At 45.7% G+C, this 15,703-nt stretch carries 14 protein-coding genes and 1 pseudogene; 9 read left to right on the top strand and 6 right to left on the bottom strand.

All coding sequences use genetic code 11. The features are described from left to right. The first annotated feature begins 10 nt into the window (after positions 1-10). The 8 genes and pseudogenes from PTW35_RS25465 to PTW35_RS25430 all read left to right on the top strand — a co-directional run bounded on the left by PTW35_RS25465 (position 11) and on the right by PTW35_RS25430 (position 9,399). Positions 11-1,276 (top strand): DUF1116 domain-containing protein, encoded by a 1,266-nt coding sequence (locus PTW35_RS25465; protein ID WP_044621602.1) that lies wholly within the window; start codon positions 11-13, stop codon positions 1,274-1,276. A gap of 50 nt (positions 1,277-1,326) precedes the next feature. After that, a complete protein-coding gene (locus PTW35_RS25460) occupies positions 1,327-2,145 on the top strand; it encodes a DUF2877 domain-containing protein (RefSeq protein ID WP_281028004.1) in 819 nt (272 codons plus the stop codon). Positions 2,146-2,307: 162 nt separating this feature from the next. Further along, positions 2,308-3,357 carry an ureidoglycolate dehydrogenase gene (gene allD / locus PTW35_RS25455; RefSeq protein ID WP_044621600.1) on the top strand — a complete coding sequence of 350 codons (1,050 nt, stop codon included), beginning with the start codon at positions 2,308-2,310 and terminating at the stop codon, positions 3,355-3,357. 98 nt (positions 3,358-3,455) lie between these two features. Further along, complete coding sequence (allC, locus tag PTW35_RS25450) at positions 3,456-4,682, top strand: allantoate deiminase (protein ID WP_044621599.1); 1,227 nt, start codon at positions 3,456-3,458, stop codon at positions 4,680-4,682. 15 nt (positions 4,683-4,697) lie between these two features. Next, on the top strand, positions 4,698-5,951 hold the full coding sequence (locus PTW35_RS25445) for an MFS transporter (RefSeq protein ID WP_281028003.1): 1,254 nt from the start codon (positions 4,698-4,700) through the stop codon (positions 5,949-5,951). Between the two features lie 100 nt (positions 5,952-6,051). After that, positions 6,052-6,942 (top strand): annotated as a pseudogene (locus PTW35_RS25440) (cation:dicarboxylase symporter family transporter); the annotation flags it as partial. A gap of 213 nt (positions 6,943-7,155) precedes the next feature. Continuing rightward, positions 7,156-8,655 carry a putative allantoin permease gene (locus PTW35_RS25435; RefSeq protein WP_281028002.1) on the top strand — a complete coding sequence of 500 codons (1,500 nt, stop codon included), beginning with the start codon at positions 7,156-7,158 and terminating at the stop codon, positions 8,653-8,655. Between the two features lie 33 nt (positions 8,656-8,688). Then, positions 8,689-9,399 carry a hypothetical protein gene (locus tag PTW35_RS25430; RefSeq protein WP_281028001.1) on the top strand — a complete coding sequence of 237 codons (711 nt, stop codon included), beginning with the start codon at positions 8,689-8,691 and terminating at the stop codon, positions 9,397-9,399. A 277-nt stretch (positions 9,400-9,676) separates the two neighbouring features. On the opposite strand, the gene allB is transcribed toward PTW35_RS25430, so the two are convergent. Continuing rightward, entirely contained in the window at positions 9,677-11,170 is a 1,494-nt protein-coding gene (gene allB / locus PTW35_RS25425) for an allantoinase AllB (protein WP_348637748.1), read from the bottom strand. A gap of 412 nt (positions 11,171-11,582) precedes the next feature. Between allB and PTW35_RS25415 the strand changes: the two genes are divergently transcribed. Then, complete coding sequence (locus PTW35_RS25415) at positions 11,583-11,828, top strand: hypothetical protein (protein WP_281028000.1); 246 nt, start codon at positions 11,583-11,585, stop codon at positions 11,826-11,828. A 226-nt stretch (positions 11,829-12,054) separates the two neighbouring features. On the opposite strand, the gene PTW35_RS25410 is transcribed toward PTW35_RS25415, so the two are convergent. The 5 genes from PTW35_RS25410 to PTW35_RS25390 all read right to left on the bottom strand — a co-directional run bounded on the left by PTW35_RS25410 (position 12,055) and on the right by PTW35_RS25390 (position 15,653). Then, positions 12,055-12,456 carry an H-NS family nucleoid-associated regulatory protein gene (locus PTW35_RS25410; protein WP_281027999.1) on the bottom strand — a complete coding sequence of 134 codons (402 nt, stop codon included), beginning with the start codon at positions 12,454-12,456 and terminating at the stop codon, positions 12,055-12,057. 344 nt (positions 12,457-12,800) lie between these two features. Continuing rightward, on the bottom strand, positions 12,801-13,004 hold the full coding sequence (locus PTW35_RS25405; RefSeq protein ID WP_044621594.1) for a hypothetical protein: 204 nt from the start codon (positions 13,002-13,004) through the stop codon (positions 12,801-12,803). A gap of 14 nt (positions 13,005-13,018) precedes the next feature. Further along, positions 13,019-13,156: a hypothetical protein gene (locus PTW35_RS25400; protein ID WP_162845586.1), complete on the bottom strand. Its 138-nt coding sequence runs from the start codon at positions 13,154-13,156 to the stop codon at positions 13,019-13,021. 378 nt (positions 13,157-13,534) lie between these two features. Then, on the bottom strand, positions 13,535-13,747 hold the full coding sequence (locus tag PTW35_RS25395) for a cold-shock protein (protein ID WP_082060516.1): 213 nt from the start codon (positions 13,745-13,747) through the stop codon (positions 13,535-13,537). Positions 13,748-14,387: 640 nt separating this feature from the next. Further along, positions 14,388-15,653: a dicarboxylate/amino acid:cation symporter gene (locus tag PTW35_RS25390; protein ID WP_281027998.1), complete on the bottom strand. Its 1,266-nt coding sequence runs from the start codon at positions 15,651-15,653 to the stop codon at positions 14,388-14,390. Between the last annotated feature and the right edge of the window lie 50 nt (positions 15,654-15,703).

Raw genomic sequence — 15,703 nt, 5'->3', positions numbered from 1 at the left:
AATTAAAGATATGTATTCATCAATTAGTGAAGCCAACGCAGCCGTTTTGGAAAAAGTAAAATCTGCGCGTCCATTTTGGGTGGATGTTACCTCTGCCGGCGAAGTTATCCCATGGTTGGCAGAAGGTAAGCACCTGCTCCATGCCGGCCCGCAGATCAAATGGGAAGAGATGACCGGGCCGATGCAGGGGGCCTGTGTCAGTGCTTGCCTATACGAGGGATGGGCGACATCCGACACCGATGCAATGGCGATGCTTGCCGGGGGGGAGGTGCAATTCAGTCCGTGTCATCACCATAACGCCGTAGGGCCAATGGGCGGGATCACCTCGGCCAACATGCCGGTCATTGTGGTTGAAAACAAAGCCGATGGTAACTTTGCCTACTGCAACCTGAATGAAGGGATCGGCAAAGTAATGCGCTTTGGCGCTTACGGTGACGAAGTCCAGCAGCGTCTGCACTGGATGCGTGAAGAGCTGATGCCTGTGCTCAAGGATGCGCTGGCAAATACCGAGGGCGGTGTTGATCTAGGAGCCATTATGGCACAGGGGATCACCATGGGGGATGAATTCCACCAGCGTAACATTGCGACCTCTTCATTGTTACTCCGTACGCTAGCGCCGAGCATAGCGGCAGTGGATGCCAGCAAGGATGTGTTGAAAAGAGTGTTTGATTTCCTGAGCATTACCGATCAGTTTTTCCTCAACTTGGCGATGGCATTTTGTAAGTGTGCGATGGACGCCGGGGCCACTATCAAAGCGGGCACCATTGTGACTGCGATGACCCGAAACGGTAAGGACTTTGGTATTCGTGTCAGCGGCATGGGGGACCAGTGGTTTACTGCGCCAGTGAATACCCCTGAAGGATTGTATTTTACCGGCTATTCCCAAGAGCAGGCGAATACGGATGTTGGCGACAGTGCCATTACCGAAACGTATGGTGTCGGCGGGGCTGCGATGGTCGCCGCGCCTGGCGTAACACGATTTGTCGGTGTTGGCGGTGTGGATGCGGCGCTGGATTTCTCTGAAGAGATGGCCGAGATTTTCGTGGAGCAAAACTCACTGCTGCAGATCCCGTCATGGAATTTCCAAGGCGCATGCCTCGGCCTGGATGTCCGCCATGTTGTCGAAACCGGTATCACGCCGATCATTAACACTGGTATTGCCCACAAGGAAGCGGGCATCGGTCAAATTGGCGCCGGAACGGTACGGGCCCCACTGGCCTGTTTCGAAAAAGCCCTGGAGGCCCTTGCCCAAGACATGGGTCTGCAGGCTGAGTAATGTCATGGGGCGGCCCATGGGCTGCCTCGATTTTTCAGAGGGAGAATTGGATGGTACATGAAGCGCTAGCCTACAGTCTGTCGGCACCGTCGAGGCCAGGCTCGTTGCGTTTTGCCGGCGGTGGCAGCAAGGCGATTAATTTCCTGACCGAAGATCATAAGGTGCTGACACTCCATCGCAGCGATGCAGGAATGAGCCCCTCGGGGTGGGCCGTTTCACCGCAGATGTTCAGTCATCTGAGCCAGCTTGTACCGGACGCACGTACGATCCGCTTGGTAAGCAATGGCATGATTGTTAACCATTTTCACCTGCGCAAAGGGGAAAATGGCGTGTGGCTCAAAGCGCGGGATGTATCATCAATTTCCCTGGAACAACTTACCGATTATCTGAGTAAGCAAACAAAGGAAACCGGTTTATATGGCTCATTGTCGACAATTGCAAAGGCTGGGGACAAGAAGCCTTTTGAGTCGATACTGAGTCAAGTTTACCGGTGGTTCGATGGGCAACCACCATGCTGGGAGGGAGTTATTGGTGCCGGGCCGGGTTTAACACCCAGTCACGATGATATGCTGGTTGGCATGCTCGCCTGCGCTTATAGTTCCCCCAACCTCAGGGAAAAGGCCCATAGCCTGTTGCCTTCGACATTAGATTTAGATTATTGGACAACGTCAGTTAGTGCTGGATATTTAGAGCAAGCCAGAAATGGTTATTTTTCGATTTCCCTGTTAGACCTAATACATTCAAGCCCAGAAGATTTTAACTTTTACGCTTCGCGGCTGTTATGTCATGGCCACTATTCCGGTGCCGATACATTATTAGGTATGTGGCTGTTCTTAAATGTTAAAAATAAAATTATAAACACTATATAAATCCTTTTAATGATAGTTTGAATATAAGAAGAAAATATCATGAAGTTAATTGAGGTGTTTATAGATCACAAAACAAAATATTTCTTTAGCTAGTATAGATTTATAGATAAATGACATAAACCTATTAGCCCGCGAAATAGTGAATTTATCATGGAGTAAATTATGAATCTTTCAAGTGTTCAGCTTCATCAGTTAATTAAAGCAAAAATTATGCAAGCCGGTTTATCTGATGAACATGCTGATACTGTTGCTGATGTCCTGGTGTTTGCCGATGAGCGCGGCGTTCATTCGCATGGTGCAGTTAGGGTTGAGTACTATTCGGAGCGTATCTCGAAAGGAGGTATTAACTCGGCCCCCCAATTTAGCTATGAAGAAACGGGCCCATGCAGTGCTGTGTTTGATGGTGACAATGGGGCTGGCCATGTTGTGGCAAAGCAGTCCATGGAAAAAGCCATTGAGATGGCACAGGCCAAAGGGGTGGCCGTGGTTGGGGTTAAGCGTATGAGCCATAGCGGCGCGCTGGGTTACTTTACCAAACTGGCGGCAGAGCGTGGCCTGGTGGCGATCTCCATGTGTCAATCAGACCCGATGGTCGTCCCGTTTGGTGGCAGCGAAGTGTATTACGGGACCAACCCCATCGCATTTTCTGCGCCGGGCCCAGAGGGCAAGACCATCAATTTCGATATGGCGACGACCGTACAGGCATGGGGCAAGATCCTTGATGCCCGATCCCGAAATCAGACTATACCTGATACTTGGGCCGTTGATGAAGCCGGGAACCCGACTTCCGACCCACATGCCGTTAGGGCTCTGTTGCCGATCGCCGGCCCCAAAGGCTATGGCTTGATGATGATGGTGGACATTTTATCCGGTGTCATGCTGGGACTGCCGTTTGGCCGCAGTGTCAGCTCGATGTATGAGGACTTAAGCGAAGGGCGTAATCTTGGTCAATTGCACATTGTGCTTAATCCGGAGTTCTTCACGACAAGAGATTACTTTATTGAATCTATTGCCCAAACCATGAAAGAGTTAGGCGAGATTCGACCAGCACCGGGTTTTAATAAAGTGCTTTATCCAGGTCAAAATAGCGATTTAATTGAAGCTAAGTCAAAAGAAAATGGAATAGAGATTGTGGATGATGTCTATGAGTATTTAATATCAGAGCACACATTCATCAACTCCTACGATCATAAATCTGCGTTTAATGGATAAGCAGAAATAATAAATATTATTAAAGCGAATTATTAAGGGCCTGTTTGCCAGCAGCCTGTCGTTAATACATATTTTGAAACAAAATAAGGAATGAAAAGATGGAGCTATTAAAAAGTAAGGTAGAAGAAACCTCGAAGAAAATTACCCAGTTTGGCTATGAAGAAGGGGCGGGTATGACGCGCCTGCTTTACACCAAAGAGTGGCTGTCAGCCCAAAACACCTTCTTGGAGCTATTTGAAAAAAGTGGCTTCCAGGCCTATTCCGATGACGTCGGTAATATCTATGGTCGCCTTGAGGGTACGGAGTATCCCGATCAGGTCATTATGTCGGGCTCGCATGTGGATACCGTGGTCAACGGCGGTAATCTCGACGGCCAGTTCGGTATCGAGGCCGCGTTCATTGCGATGCAATACCTTAAAGACAAACATGGCTCGCCCAAGCGTACCCTGGAAGTGGTCTCGCTGGCCGAAGAAGAGGGCAGCCGCTTTCCTTATGTGTTCTGGGGCAGCAAGAACATCGTCGGTATTGCGGATAATGACGCCGTTAAAGGCTTGACCGATAACAAGGGCGTCAACTTCGTCGATGCCATGAAACAATGCGGCTTCGACTTTGCCACTGAGCGGACGGTCAGGAAGGATATCAAGGCCTTTGTAGAGCTGCATATCGAGCAGGGCAAGGTGCTGGAAACGGAAGGCAAGCAGCTGGGGGTTGTGACCAGTATTGCCGGCCAGCGTCGCTACAACATTACCCTCAAAGGTGAAGCGAACCATGCCGGTACCACGCCGATGGGCTACCGTAAAGATACCGTTTACGCCTTCAGCAAGATCTGCTGCCAGTCCATAGATAAAGCCAAAGCAGAAGGGGATCCACTGGTCCTGACCTTTGGCAAGGTGGTTCCGAAGCCGAATACGGTCAATGTTGTTCCTGGCGATATTTTGTTCACCATGGATTGCCGCCATACCGACAAGGAAAAGCTCATCGGCTTTAGCGATCAGATCATTGAAGACATGAAGCAGATCTGCGCGGAGATGGAGATTGAAATCGACGTAGACCTTTGGATGGACGAAGAGCCGATCCCAATGGATCCTGCCCTGGTTGATCTGATTGATTCTACCCTAGAAGCCAAAGGGGCCAACTACAAGCGTATGCACAGTGGCGCGGGACATGATGCCCAGATTTTTGCACCTCGCGTACCAACCGGAATGATCTTTATCCCAAGTATTGCGGGTATCAGCCACAACCCTGCAGAGCAAACCGATATCGATGATCTTACCGTGGGTGTTGAAGCACTTATCAACGTGCTTTATGAGCTGGCCTACAACTAATACACGGGAATGAAAATGGAAATTAAAAATCACTCCGGTGTTGAGTACTGGAAAAAGCTTGTCGTTATTCTCTGTTTGGGCTGGGTTGCTATTTGGATTTATCGAACTGTCCTTACGCCCATTTATCCAGAGATTCAATCGGCTCTTGGTGATATTAGCGATACCCAGATAGGCCTTATTGCGACCTTTTATTTTGCTGCATACTGCGGTGGGCAGATCCCCGCCTCGATAGTGGTCGAAAAAATGGGGCAGAAACTGACACTGCTCTGCGGTTTCAGCCTATTCACCATAGGTACCCTTGTGATCGCCAATGCTGCGTCAATTAACATGGTGTATGCAGGTTCATTGCTGTCTGGGCTGGGTTGTGCGACGTTCTTCTGCTCCGCCTACTCACTGTCGGGCGAGCATGTGCCCCAGGAGCGCCGGGCTTTTGCCTCTGCAATCGTTAACAGTGGGTCGGCCGTGGGTATGGGGATCGGGCTTGTTGGCTCCAGTGTACTGGTAAAGAACATGGACATGGCGTGGAATAACGTGCTGTACATTTCAGCCGCGATCATTTTTGCCATGGTCATTGTGTTTGCCTTGGTGATTAAACCCAACCAGGCAGCCAAGCATGCTACCGAAGCTAAAGCGGATACAAATACCGCGACAGCAGCTGCAGAGCCACAAGGTACGTCACTGCTCAAGCCGGAACTGGTTGCGGTCTATTTCCTGTACTTCTGTACCTGCTATGGCTACTACATGATTGTGACCTGGCTTCCGAGCTACTTGCAGACGGAGCGTGGATTCGAAGGAGCCGCAATTGGTGGGGCATCGGCCCTGGTGGCAATGATTGCCGTACCCGGCGCACTGTTCTTCAGCTCCTTGGCCGACAAGTTCAAGGCCAAAGCGGTGAAGATGGTAGTGACACTAGAGATCGCGGGTGCCCTTATGCTGGCCTTCACGGTGCTGTCTCCCAATACCACGGCGTTGATGATCAGCCTTCTGGTCTATGGCTTCCTAGGCAAGATGGCACTGGATCCAATTTTGATCTCGTACGTCACTGAGCGTGCTCCGAAAGTGAGAATGGCCAGGGCTCTTGCGGTCTTCAACCTCGCCGGCATGTCGTCATCAATCATTGCACCGCCACTGACAGGGCTAATATCCGATCTGACAGGCTCTAAAGCGATTGGGTTCTATTTATCAGCAGGTTTGCTGGTGGCAGGAGCGGTATTCTTTGTGCTGATTAACCTCAGGGCGAGTAAAAAACCAGAAGTGCAAACAGCGTAATGTTATTTCGCCTACTTGAGTAAAGACTAAAAAGCCAACGAGTCAATTAACTCGTTGGCTTTGTATTTTATTTAGATACCACAATCTTTTTCGCCCCGGTGCGATGATACCCTGCATTGTGTTTGCCGTCATATTAGGACTGGCGATGGGGTCATATTCCCGAACCACCGGCAATAAGGTGATCACTGAGTTTATCGTCAGCTTTAATGCAGTGATCATGAACATCATCAAAATGGTCATGAAACTGGCACCCATTGGTATTTTCTGCCTGCTGGCTAACGTATCTGGGGCCATCGGCTTTAAAGTCATTATCCCGATGCTGAAATTCCTCGGCGCACTGGCAATCGGAGATATCATCCTGCTGCTAATGTATGGTCCTCTCACCGCCATGCTGACCAAAGTGAACCCATTTAAAATGCCACAAAAGTTTGCAAAATTGTCGATTATGTCGATGACCACGACCTCTTCTGCAATTTGCCTGCCGACCAAAATGGAAGATTCAGTGACCAAGTTTGGCGTCAGCCGAAAAGTGGCCGACTTCACCGGCCCTATCACGATGTCAATGAATGCCAACGGTGCGGTGATGTGCTACGTCTTGGCGATTTTCTTCATGAGCCAAGCAACCGGTATTGTGCTTGAGCCCTTCCAGATGGGGATGGCTATCCTGCTGTTTGTGCTGTTTGTGCTGTTTGTGCTGTTTGTGCTGTTTGTGCTGTTTGTGCTGTTTGTGCTGTTTGTGCTGATGTGCATGGGAACCATTGTCGTGCCCGGCGGGATGATTATCGTCTATACCTTCCTTGCCAGCTCAATGGGCCTACCGCTAGAAAGCGTGGCGATCCTTATCGGTATCGACTGGTTCTCAGGGATGTTCAGAACCCTGCTCAACAATGTGGTGGATGTGATGATAGCCATGCTTGTGCCCGACAAACTGGGTGAGTTTGACCGGGAAGTCTACAACGATAAGAAGACAGCAGAATATGTAACCGTATAAATTATTACTAACTTTTTACAAAAGAAATATTGACTTTAAGTGAGCAGGTAATATTAGTTACTTGCTCATTTTTTATTTTAAAAACGATTTGAAAAATCAGTCGAACAATAAATAAAAATAATATAATTTCTTATTTACGTGTGAGCGCTCATTAATATCAAATCCCCTTACAGATAAGATAAATAAAAACGTGAAATCTAAATGGGAAATTATATGAGCAAACAAAACAAGGCATTGATTGAAGAGTATCGTTCAAGGGGATATAAAGATGACATGCTTCCCAAACCTTCAGAAAAACGCACATGGAATACATTTAACTACTTTACTTTATGGCAAGGTTCCGTTCACAACATTCCTAGCTACATTGCTGTTGGTGGTTTTCTTACCTTGGGGTTAAGTTCTTTTGGCCTTATTACTGCCATTATTCTAAGTAGCTTAGTTATTGCTGCGGCGATGGTATTAAATGGATTTGCTGGCTCTAAATATGGTATTCCCTTTGCCATGCTTTTGCGTGGTTCGTACGGTGTGAAGGGTGCTCTGCTTCCCGGCACACTGCGAGGTGGTATAGCTTCAATTATGTGGTTTGGCATCATGAATACAGCCGGTACGGGTGCCATGCTGATCTTAATTAGCAAATTTTGGCCGTCGTTTTTAAATATCGGTGGCGGTGACACCATTCTAGGCCTTGGCATCCCTGCTATGATCGCTTTTTTGATCTTTTGGGCTGTTAATATGGTAATAGCCTTTTATGGAGGTGATGTCCTGAATAAATTTACAGCTATTTTAAACCCTCTTATCTGGCTTGTTTTTGGTGGACTGGCTATTTGGGCTGTTTACCAAGCAGGCATTAGCAATATTTTGACTTACGCGCCAGAGCAAGTGCAAACAGACGGGGGATCATTCTTTAAGTTTTTCATTGTAATGAATTCTCTGGTAGCGGTATGGGCTTGCCCTGCTGTGGGTAATTGTGACTTCACCCAATATGCCAAAAGTAATAAGGCGCAAGCAAAAGGTCAAACTCTGGGGTTTGTCGTCGCTTACACTTTGTTTGCGATGACCAGTGTGATGATTTTAGCCGGTGCCAGTATCCATTACGGTGTTGATACTTGGAATGTGTTAGATATCGTCAACAATTTCGATGGCTGGTTTGTCCCTACCTTTGCCAGTATTGTGATCCTTATGACAACAATCTCAACTAACGCCACTGCGAACATTATCCCAGCAGGCTATCAGGTTGTCGCACTGTTCCCCAAGCTGACTTACCGAAAAGGTGTCATGATTGCCGGGGTAGTGAGTGTTATCATCTGCCCATGGAAACTGATGGAAAGCCAGGATAGCTTATTTATGTTCTTAAATTTGATAGGGGCAATGCTAGGCCCTGTGCTGGGTGTAATGTTGGCGCATTACTTTGTGATTTTAAAAGGCAATGTTAATCTCGAAACACTCTATACCAAACCGGGCCAATACAACTATTTCAAAAATGGTTACAACACACTGGCTTTTGGTGTCACCATTGTTGCGGCGGTTGCCGCTATTATTGGTGAGTTCATAACTGTACTGAAACCTCTGTCACAAGTATCTTGGTTTACTGGCGTACTCCTTGCGTTCTGCCTATATGCCTACCTCACAAAACGAAAAATAGCTCGCGATCCAAGCTATATGCAGATTGACGATACTGACGATGAAAGTCCTGAACCTATCACTGCAAAATAACCTCTAACAGACTGGATAAAAATAGGAAAAGCAATGAATAAACAGCAACTTTGTTGGTTTGAGGATAAGGCTCAAATCGAAAGCACCACATTAGATGCGCTAACGACCGCTGTCACAAAGCATAATCAGACTTTCAAGCAGCAGCACCCCAATGAATATAGCTATGGCCTAACGATTCAAGAACTCATCGGCGGAATCATTAATACTGCAATCGTAACCGAAAACAGCGCAAATAAGCTAAATAATTGCTCACTCAATGCAATAGGCCTCGCGACTCGGCAACCAACACATTTAGTACAAGCAGAGGCCATGACCTTATTACGTAATCGTGATACTTTTTTTTGGAGTAAATATGTCCAGCCTGTTGTAGATCAAGTTGCGTATATTTCTTTATACCTAACATTAAAAGCAGAACAAGATAATTTGTGCCTAAGTAATCCAAAGGGAAGCCAATGGTATGAACTTGACCAAACGAATATCACTCTCTGTCAGGCTTATCAACAAATGAGTGAATATGAGGATGGTACACGCTTTATCGTCGGCGTAGGATTGATGGAAGACCTTATCCGAGATAACAGCCACTACCTATATTCTGAAAAGGTAAATGGAAAACTGATATTCATTGATGGACAAACCAATCTCTTCACCAGTATTGATGCAACTTTCTACAGTGACTATTTCGATTTTAGCCATATCCAAATTCCTAAGGTAACAGGAATGATATATTGGGCAATCAACAAGTAACATAATCGAAGAAGCCCCGAATGGGGCTTTCTTCATAATACAAACGTTGCTCTACCTTATAATTAAAGATACCACTTATTACCGCTATAAAGTCATCCAATAAAAAACTCCCAGACCGCAATAATCCCCCCGGTATCAGCAATGCTTTTACAACTACATCCGCCCCCGCCAAGCCATCTATCGAACGCCAAACTAGATAACAACCTCCAACCGCACTCGATGCTAAACATAAAAAAGGCAGCTAACCGCTCCCTCCTTGCATATTTGTCACGCCTCATCAAACCGTGACGAACTCTCCCTGGAACGGATTGATTACCCCAGTCTCAAGATCGTAGACAACCTGGCCTCTCAGCAGCGTCTTCGCCACCTGGGCACCAATAGTCCTGCCCTCATAGGCACTGAATTTATTGTGATACTCCAGATCGTCTGCAGTCAATACATAGGATGAATCCGGTTTAATCATGACAATGTCAGCATCTTTACCGACAGCAATGCGTCCTTTCTGCTCCAAACCGAAGAGATCGGCTGGGTTAGTCGCCATCAGCTTGGCGAATTGCGTCAGTGCCATACCGCGCTTTTGTACCGCTTCATCGAACATGATATCGACGCTGTTCTGTAACGAAGAAATACCGCCCCAAGCATCAAAAATCCCGCCTTCTTTGAGATCAGGCGTGCAGGGCGAATGGTCAGAGGTAATAAAGTCAATCTCGCCGTTCAGCAGCTTAGCCCACATGCGATCTTGGTTATCCTTATCACGGATCGGCGGTGAACACTTGGCCTTGGTACCAATTTCTTCAAACTGGTTGTCGTCAATGGCGAAGTAGTGACCGCAAGACTCGCAGGTCACGTCCTGACCGTTGTTACGGGCTTTGGTCACTTCCTCAATCGCTTCTGGGCTGCTCAAGTGGCAAAGGTGTAGCTTACAGCCGGTTTCCTTTGCCAGGTAAAGTGCACGGCGCACAGCCTCGACCTCCGTGAAGACCGGACGGGAGGCGATGTAATCCTTGGCGGTAAGGCGCCTTTCTGCCACTGCTTTTTTGCCCAAACCATCGCAAATCTCGGCATTTTCAGCATGCATCAGCAAAATCTTGCCCAAGCGTGCTAGCTCGGTCATGCCTTCATAAAGCTCGTAGTTGTTTACGTTACAAAAATCCCCGGACTCCGGATCGGGATTGCCGCATGTTGACACAAAACATTTATAGCCAACCACGCCTTCCTCTGCCAGCTCATGCAAGCGATCAATATTATGAGGTACCAAGCCCCCCAGCGAGGCAACATCAATCGTCAGTTTACCCTTTCCGGCTTCGTATTTGATATGCAGTGTTTCACGGTCAATCGTCGCCGGCACTTGGTTCAGCGGCATTTCGACACAGGTGGTAACGCCTCCTTTCGCCGCCGCTTTGGTTGCGGTTTCATACCCCTCCCACTCGCTACGCGGACCTCCTGGGTCGGTAATATGGACATGGCCGTCGACCATACCAGGCGAAACAATCAACCCAGTAGCAGCAATACCACCACGCAAAATACCAGGAAAAAGGGCACCTTTAACACCGTATGGGGCACGAAGTAGCATGGAAAAGGGAACACCATATTTAGACCCCGGGGCACCGTTTAGGATCATCGCCAGTGCGATAACGATGCCGCTTAGCAAAATAGCAGCCATGATCCCTGACGTGCTCAAACCGAGCATAAAGAAACCACCAACCGCAACGTAATTCGGCACGTTGTGTACCGACCCCTGCCAAAGGGTAAGTAATTCAGTGCTCGCCAGGTTCTTTTATTTGCCGGCTTGGGTCATAAATCATCGTTATATCCCCTAGAGCGATATTCGTCGATAATCTCCTTGGTTATTTCATTCATCGCATTTCCCTCTGTTATTTATATCAAATCTTCATGTTCAAAAACTATACAGTGACGTATTCTGTATGTATCATAAGAAAGACACACAAAAGGTAATGTTTTTGTTTTTTTGCTTATTAACAGAGCATTGTTCAATTCTTTTTTATAGTGAAAAGTTATTTCTTAAAAAAAATCCAACAAGTTTATTAAAATTTATTATTTATATTTTGGATGAGTGTAAGTATTGCTCGAGCTGGTCACATTGGCTTAGCCACGTAATCTGTGCAATGAGTACAGCCGTAATTTGACTAGTTAAATGCACCAGAAATAGGATACACAGGCACATGACCATCATGTTCAGTGGTATTAAGAAGACCAACGGTACCCCACCTAACAAATCACTTAGCCCTAAAGCTGCAAGGGAACAGGCTGCATTGAAGCAAGGCAACCATTGCTACTTATGTGGTAAGCGTAAAGAAAAGAAAGAGAACAATTGGCTTGATAAACTGGTTTTAAGGTTAAAGCCCATGTTGTCTGCGGTACTTGCAGTTCTGCTGCTAGGTCATGTTCAATGGATGAACTACAGATAATCCTTGCCCTGCAGGCTATGGATTTCCGAACGGTTAAGACTCAGCAGTACCGTGAGTTGAGAGAAAAAGGTGTTTAGATAGACGCTGTACGTGAATACAGATTCTACTTTGAAACTGTTGAGTGATTAGGGCGATGAGTTAGAGGTCAGCCAATAAACGATAACGAACTGCTGTCGTTATCGTGTTTGCGTAAGTGAAAGCCCCAATAATTGAGGCTTTGCACCAATTAAATCAGAAAATCATCGAGTGATTTTCCTTCATTTTCGATTGCTTCCCTAAGGGGAGCAGGCATGCGACCTTGGCCTGTCCAGGTGCGATCTTCACCATCAACGGTGAACTTATACTTAGCTGGGCGAGGTGTACGCTTAGATTTTTTTGGCGTGTCAGCTAGGGTTGCCAGTAACTCTTCTGGGTCGATACCATCTGCAATTAGCATTTGGCGGTATGCCTTCAGTTTTTCTTCTTTTTCTTTCTCTGCTTGTCGAGATTCTGCTTCAGCTTCTTTACGCTCAGCGACCACAGTTTGCAGCTTCTCAAGGGCTTCTTGAAGTTGTTCTAGCGTAAACTCTTCACGTGCAACCGCGCGCAAAGAACGTAAGTTTAATAATGTCTTAAAAACGTCGCTCATAATTATAACTTTATTAGAAGATAAAGTGTCACTTTACTCTAAATTAAGGGTTTAGACTACTCACAATTAATAAAAATTAATCTTGCACCGTTTTAGACGTTGCTGTGAAGAAAGCATAATACTGTATATTTACTCTTACATGAACTATGACTTCGTACTTTAGTGAGAATGCTCTTACAATTATGGTCAAACCGTCTCTGAAACATGCTATTCATATAGATATACTATGTAAATGCCTACTATCATTTCAACCTAATTTGAATATCATCGATATAAAGACATTAGAATTTTAGAACGAAGTTGCTCACTTTAGGGGCGTTAGGCTTAGCAAAAATCAATTACAGCTACTTCTGTGCATTGATGAAACGTTCGGCACTCGCGAAGAGGATATCACACTGTTTTTTCTTTTTCGCATACTCGGTAGTGCCTACTTCCAAGGAATCAAGAACTTCTTTTGCTCTCTGGTATTCCTCAACCATTTTTGTGAACTTTTCTTCGAAATCACTTTTTCGCATCTTTTTGCTGGCTTTTTTTACTGGTTTACGCATAATTTTATATTCCATTAAAGGTCTAATAATTTTTTCTGTTCACGCTCTAACAGAATGTCTTCAATTTTTCTTCTTACTTGATGAATGTTATTTGGCTTGTCATTTTTATTATTATCTTTATGCGACTTTTCACTAGGTACTTTCTTTTTCAAGGTTTTACTTCCCTTTTTGAGTGAATATGAAATGTTCCGAAACTCAACTCTTGTGAATCTTTAATTTCACCTGCGTTGATCGACTCACCAAATGAAAAGCTTAAATCAAAGCTATTTGTCTTTACACTGAATAAGATATTGCGTTTATACATATCTATTTATCAAGTGTATGGTGGCAGGCTAAGTGGCTTCACCATAAGAAAGGTGACTATTTATTATGGGAAAGATCTTTTCCCGTTTGATATTGTTATGTTCGCGTACTGTATAGTACCAATATATTTTTCTATTGGTTCTTCGCTTCAAATTAATACCTACTAAACGTTGGGTAGAGAGATCTCGTTATAACTAGGCAATAAACGAAACCTCCCTGAATATCGATTAAGCTAAAGTAACGTTCGCAGCTTGTGGGCCTTTGCCACCCTGCTCTACATTAAAAGCTACTTTTTGGCCTTCAGCCAACGTTTTGAAACCATCTGTAGCGATAGCTCTGAAGTGAACAAAAACATCAGCACTACCATTATCTGGAGTGATAAAACCAAAACCTTTCGTTTCGTCAAACCACTTTACTGAACCTGTTGTCTTATTTGACATATATACCTCGATATATTGAATTAATTTAAATAGCTATTAAATCGAGAATGAAGAAAAAGGTATCACAGGATAAATATGACGAACTGAATCGAAAGTAAACTGAGAAAATCTTGAACTAAATATTTCATTAATAGCCCAAGCCAATTGAGCTCCAGCTACTATACACGTTGTATACATAATAGATAGTTATTTCTTTTTTATTTTTAATTTTAATTGAAAACAACAGCTTAGCCTATTCGCTGTTAAGTTATCTAAATCGCGTGGCTCAACCAATGCATCATTTTTTCTCCTCCAGGCTAATCAAAACTCGTCCATTAAGCTGTCAATTATATTTTTAGGACCGAGAACCCCAAAAGCAGAAGCGACTTCTGACAGTTGAGGCCTGATCTCCTATTGATTAGAAAAGTAGTTCAATTCTCATACAGTAAACTGTGTTGGTTATGTTGCTTGAAGCAAAGGCTAGCGAAAAGACCACTCTGAAATGCTATTGGATAGAAGGGATGATGAGGGCTCCCTTGAGAGCTTGTTGAAAGATAGATACGGACCAGTTGATAGTATTCAGAATTGCAAAAAATAAAAGAAGCCAGCAGGTATGTATCTGCTGGCTTTTGTGTCAAATGCCTTTAATGGCAAGCAAGCATTAAGCTTGGACGTACTCGGCTGTCTTCTTATCGTTGTAGACTTCCCGGTCAAACTCACCCAGTTTGTCGGACACAAGCATGGCTATCATCACATCCACCACATTGTTGAGCAGGGTTCTGAACATCCCTGAGAACCAGTCGATACCGATAAGGATCGCCACGCTTTCTAGCGGTAGGCCCATTGAGCTGGCAAGGAAGGTATAGACGATAATCATCCCGCCGGGCACGACAATGGTTCCCATGCACATCAGCACAGACAGCAGGATAGCCATCCCCATCTGGAAGGGCTCAAGCACAATACCGGTTGCTTGGCTCATGAAGAAAATCGCCAAGACGTAGCACATCACCGCACCGTTGGCATTCATTGACATCGTGATAGGGCCGGTGAAGTCGGCCACTTTTCGGCTGACGCCAAACTTGGTCACTGAATCTTCCATTTTGGTCGGCAGGCAAATTGCAGAAGAGGTCGTGGTCATCGACATAATCGACAATTTTGCAAACTTTTGTGGCATTTTAAATGGGTTCACTTTGGTCAGCATGGCGGTGAGAGGACCATACATTAGCAGCAGGATGATATCTCCGATTGCCAGTGCGCCGAGGAATTTCAGCATCGGGATAATGACTTTAAAGCCGATGGCCCCAGATACGTTAGCCAGCAGGCAGAAAATACCAATGGGTGCCAGTTTCATGACCATTTTGATGATGTTCATGATCACTGCATTAAAGCTGACGATAAACTCAGTGATCACCTTATTGCCGGTGGTTCGGGAATATGACCCCATCGCCAGTCCAAATATGACGGCAAACACAATGCAGGGTATCATCGCACCGCTCGCCATCGAATCAACGATATTGGTCGAGAAGAACCCCAATATGGTCTCTTTGATGGAAGCATCTGGCGTGGCAACGGCTGCTGCTGCGCCTTCGATGATAATCCCCTCGCCGGGTTTTATCGTGAGGGCAAGAAATAACCCGACAAAGGCAGAGACGATGGTCATCGAAATGATCCACTTGAATGTGTGCAGGCTCATCTTCCCTGCACCTTTGCCGTCAACGTTGCCGATTGCAGCCGATACTGCGGTCATCACCAGCAGGACAACCGACATCTGAATTAAGCGGATAAAGATATCACCGATAAATTTAATGTTCTCGGCCCACGGGCCGACTAGAGCCCCGAAAGCAATACCGGCTGCAGTTGCAATAAGTATTTGATTAGTTAATGATATTGATAATTTTTGTTTGGGTTCAGCCATACTAAGCGACATATTCGTTCCCTCATTTCAGTCATATTCCTGATATTAAGGTCAGCAAAATG

The sequence above is a fragment of the Photobacterium sp. DA100 genome (assembly GCF_029223585.1).
Taxonomy (GTDB): domain Bacteria; phylum Pseudomonadota; class Gammaproteobacteria; order Enterobacterales; family Vibrionaceae; genus Photobacterium.
Note: the sequence above shows the minus strand (reverse complement) of the source record. Positions and strands in the feature narration are given on the sequence as shown.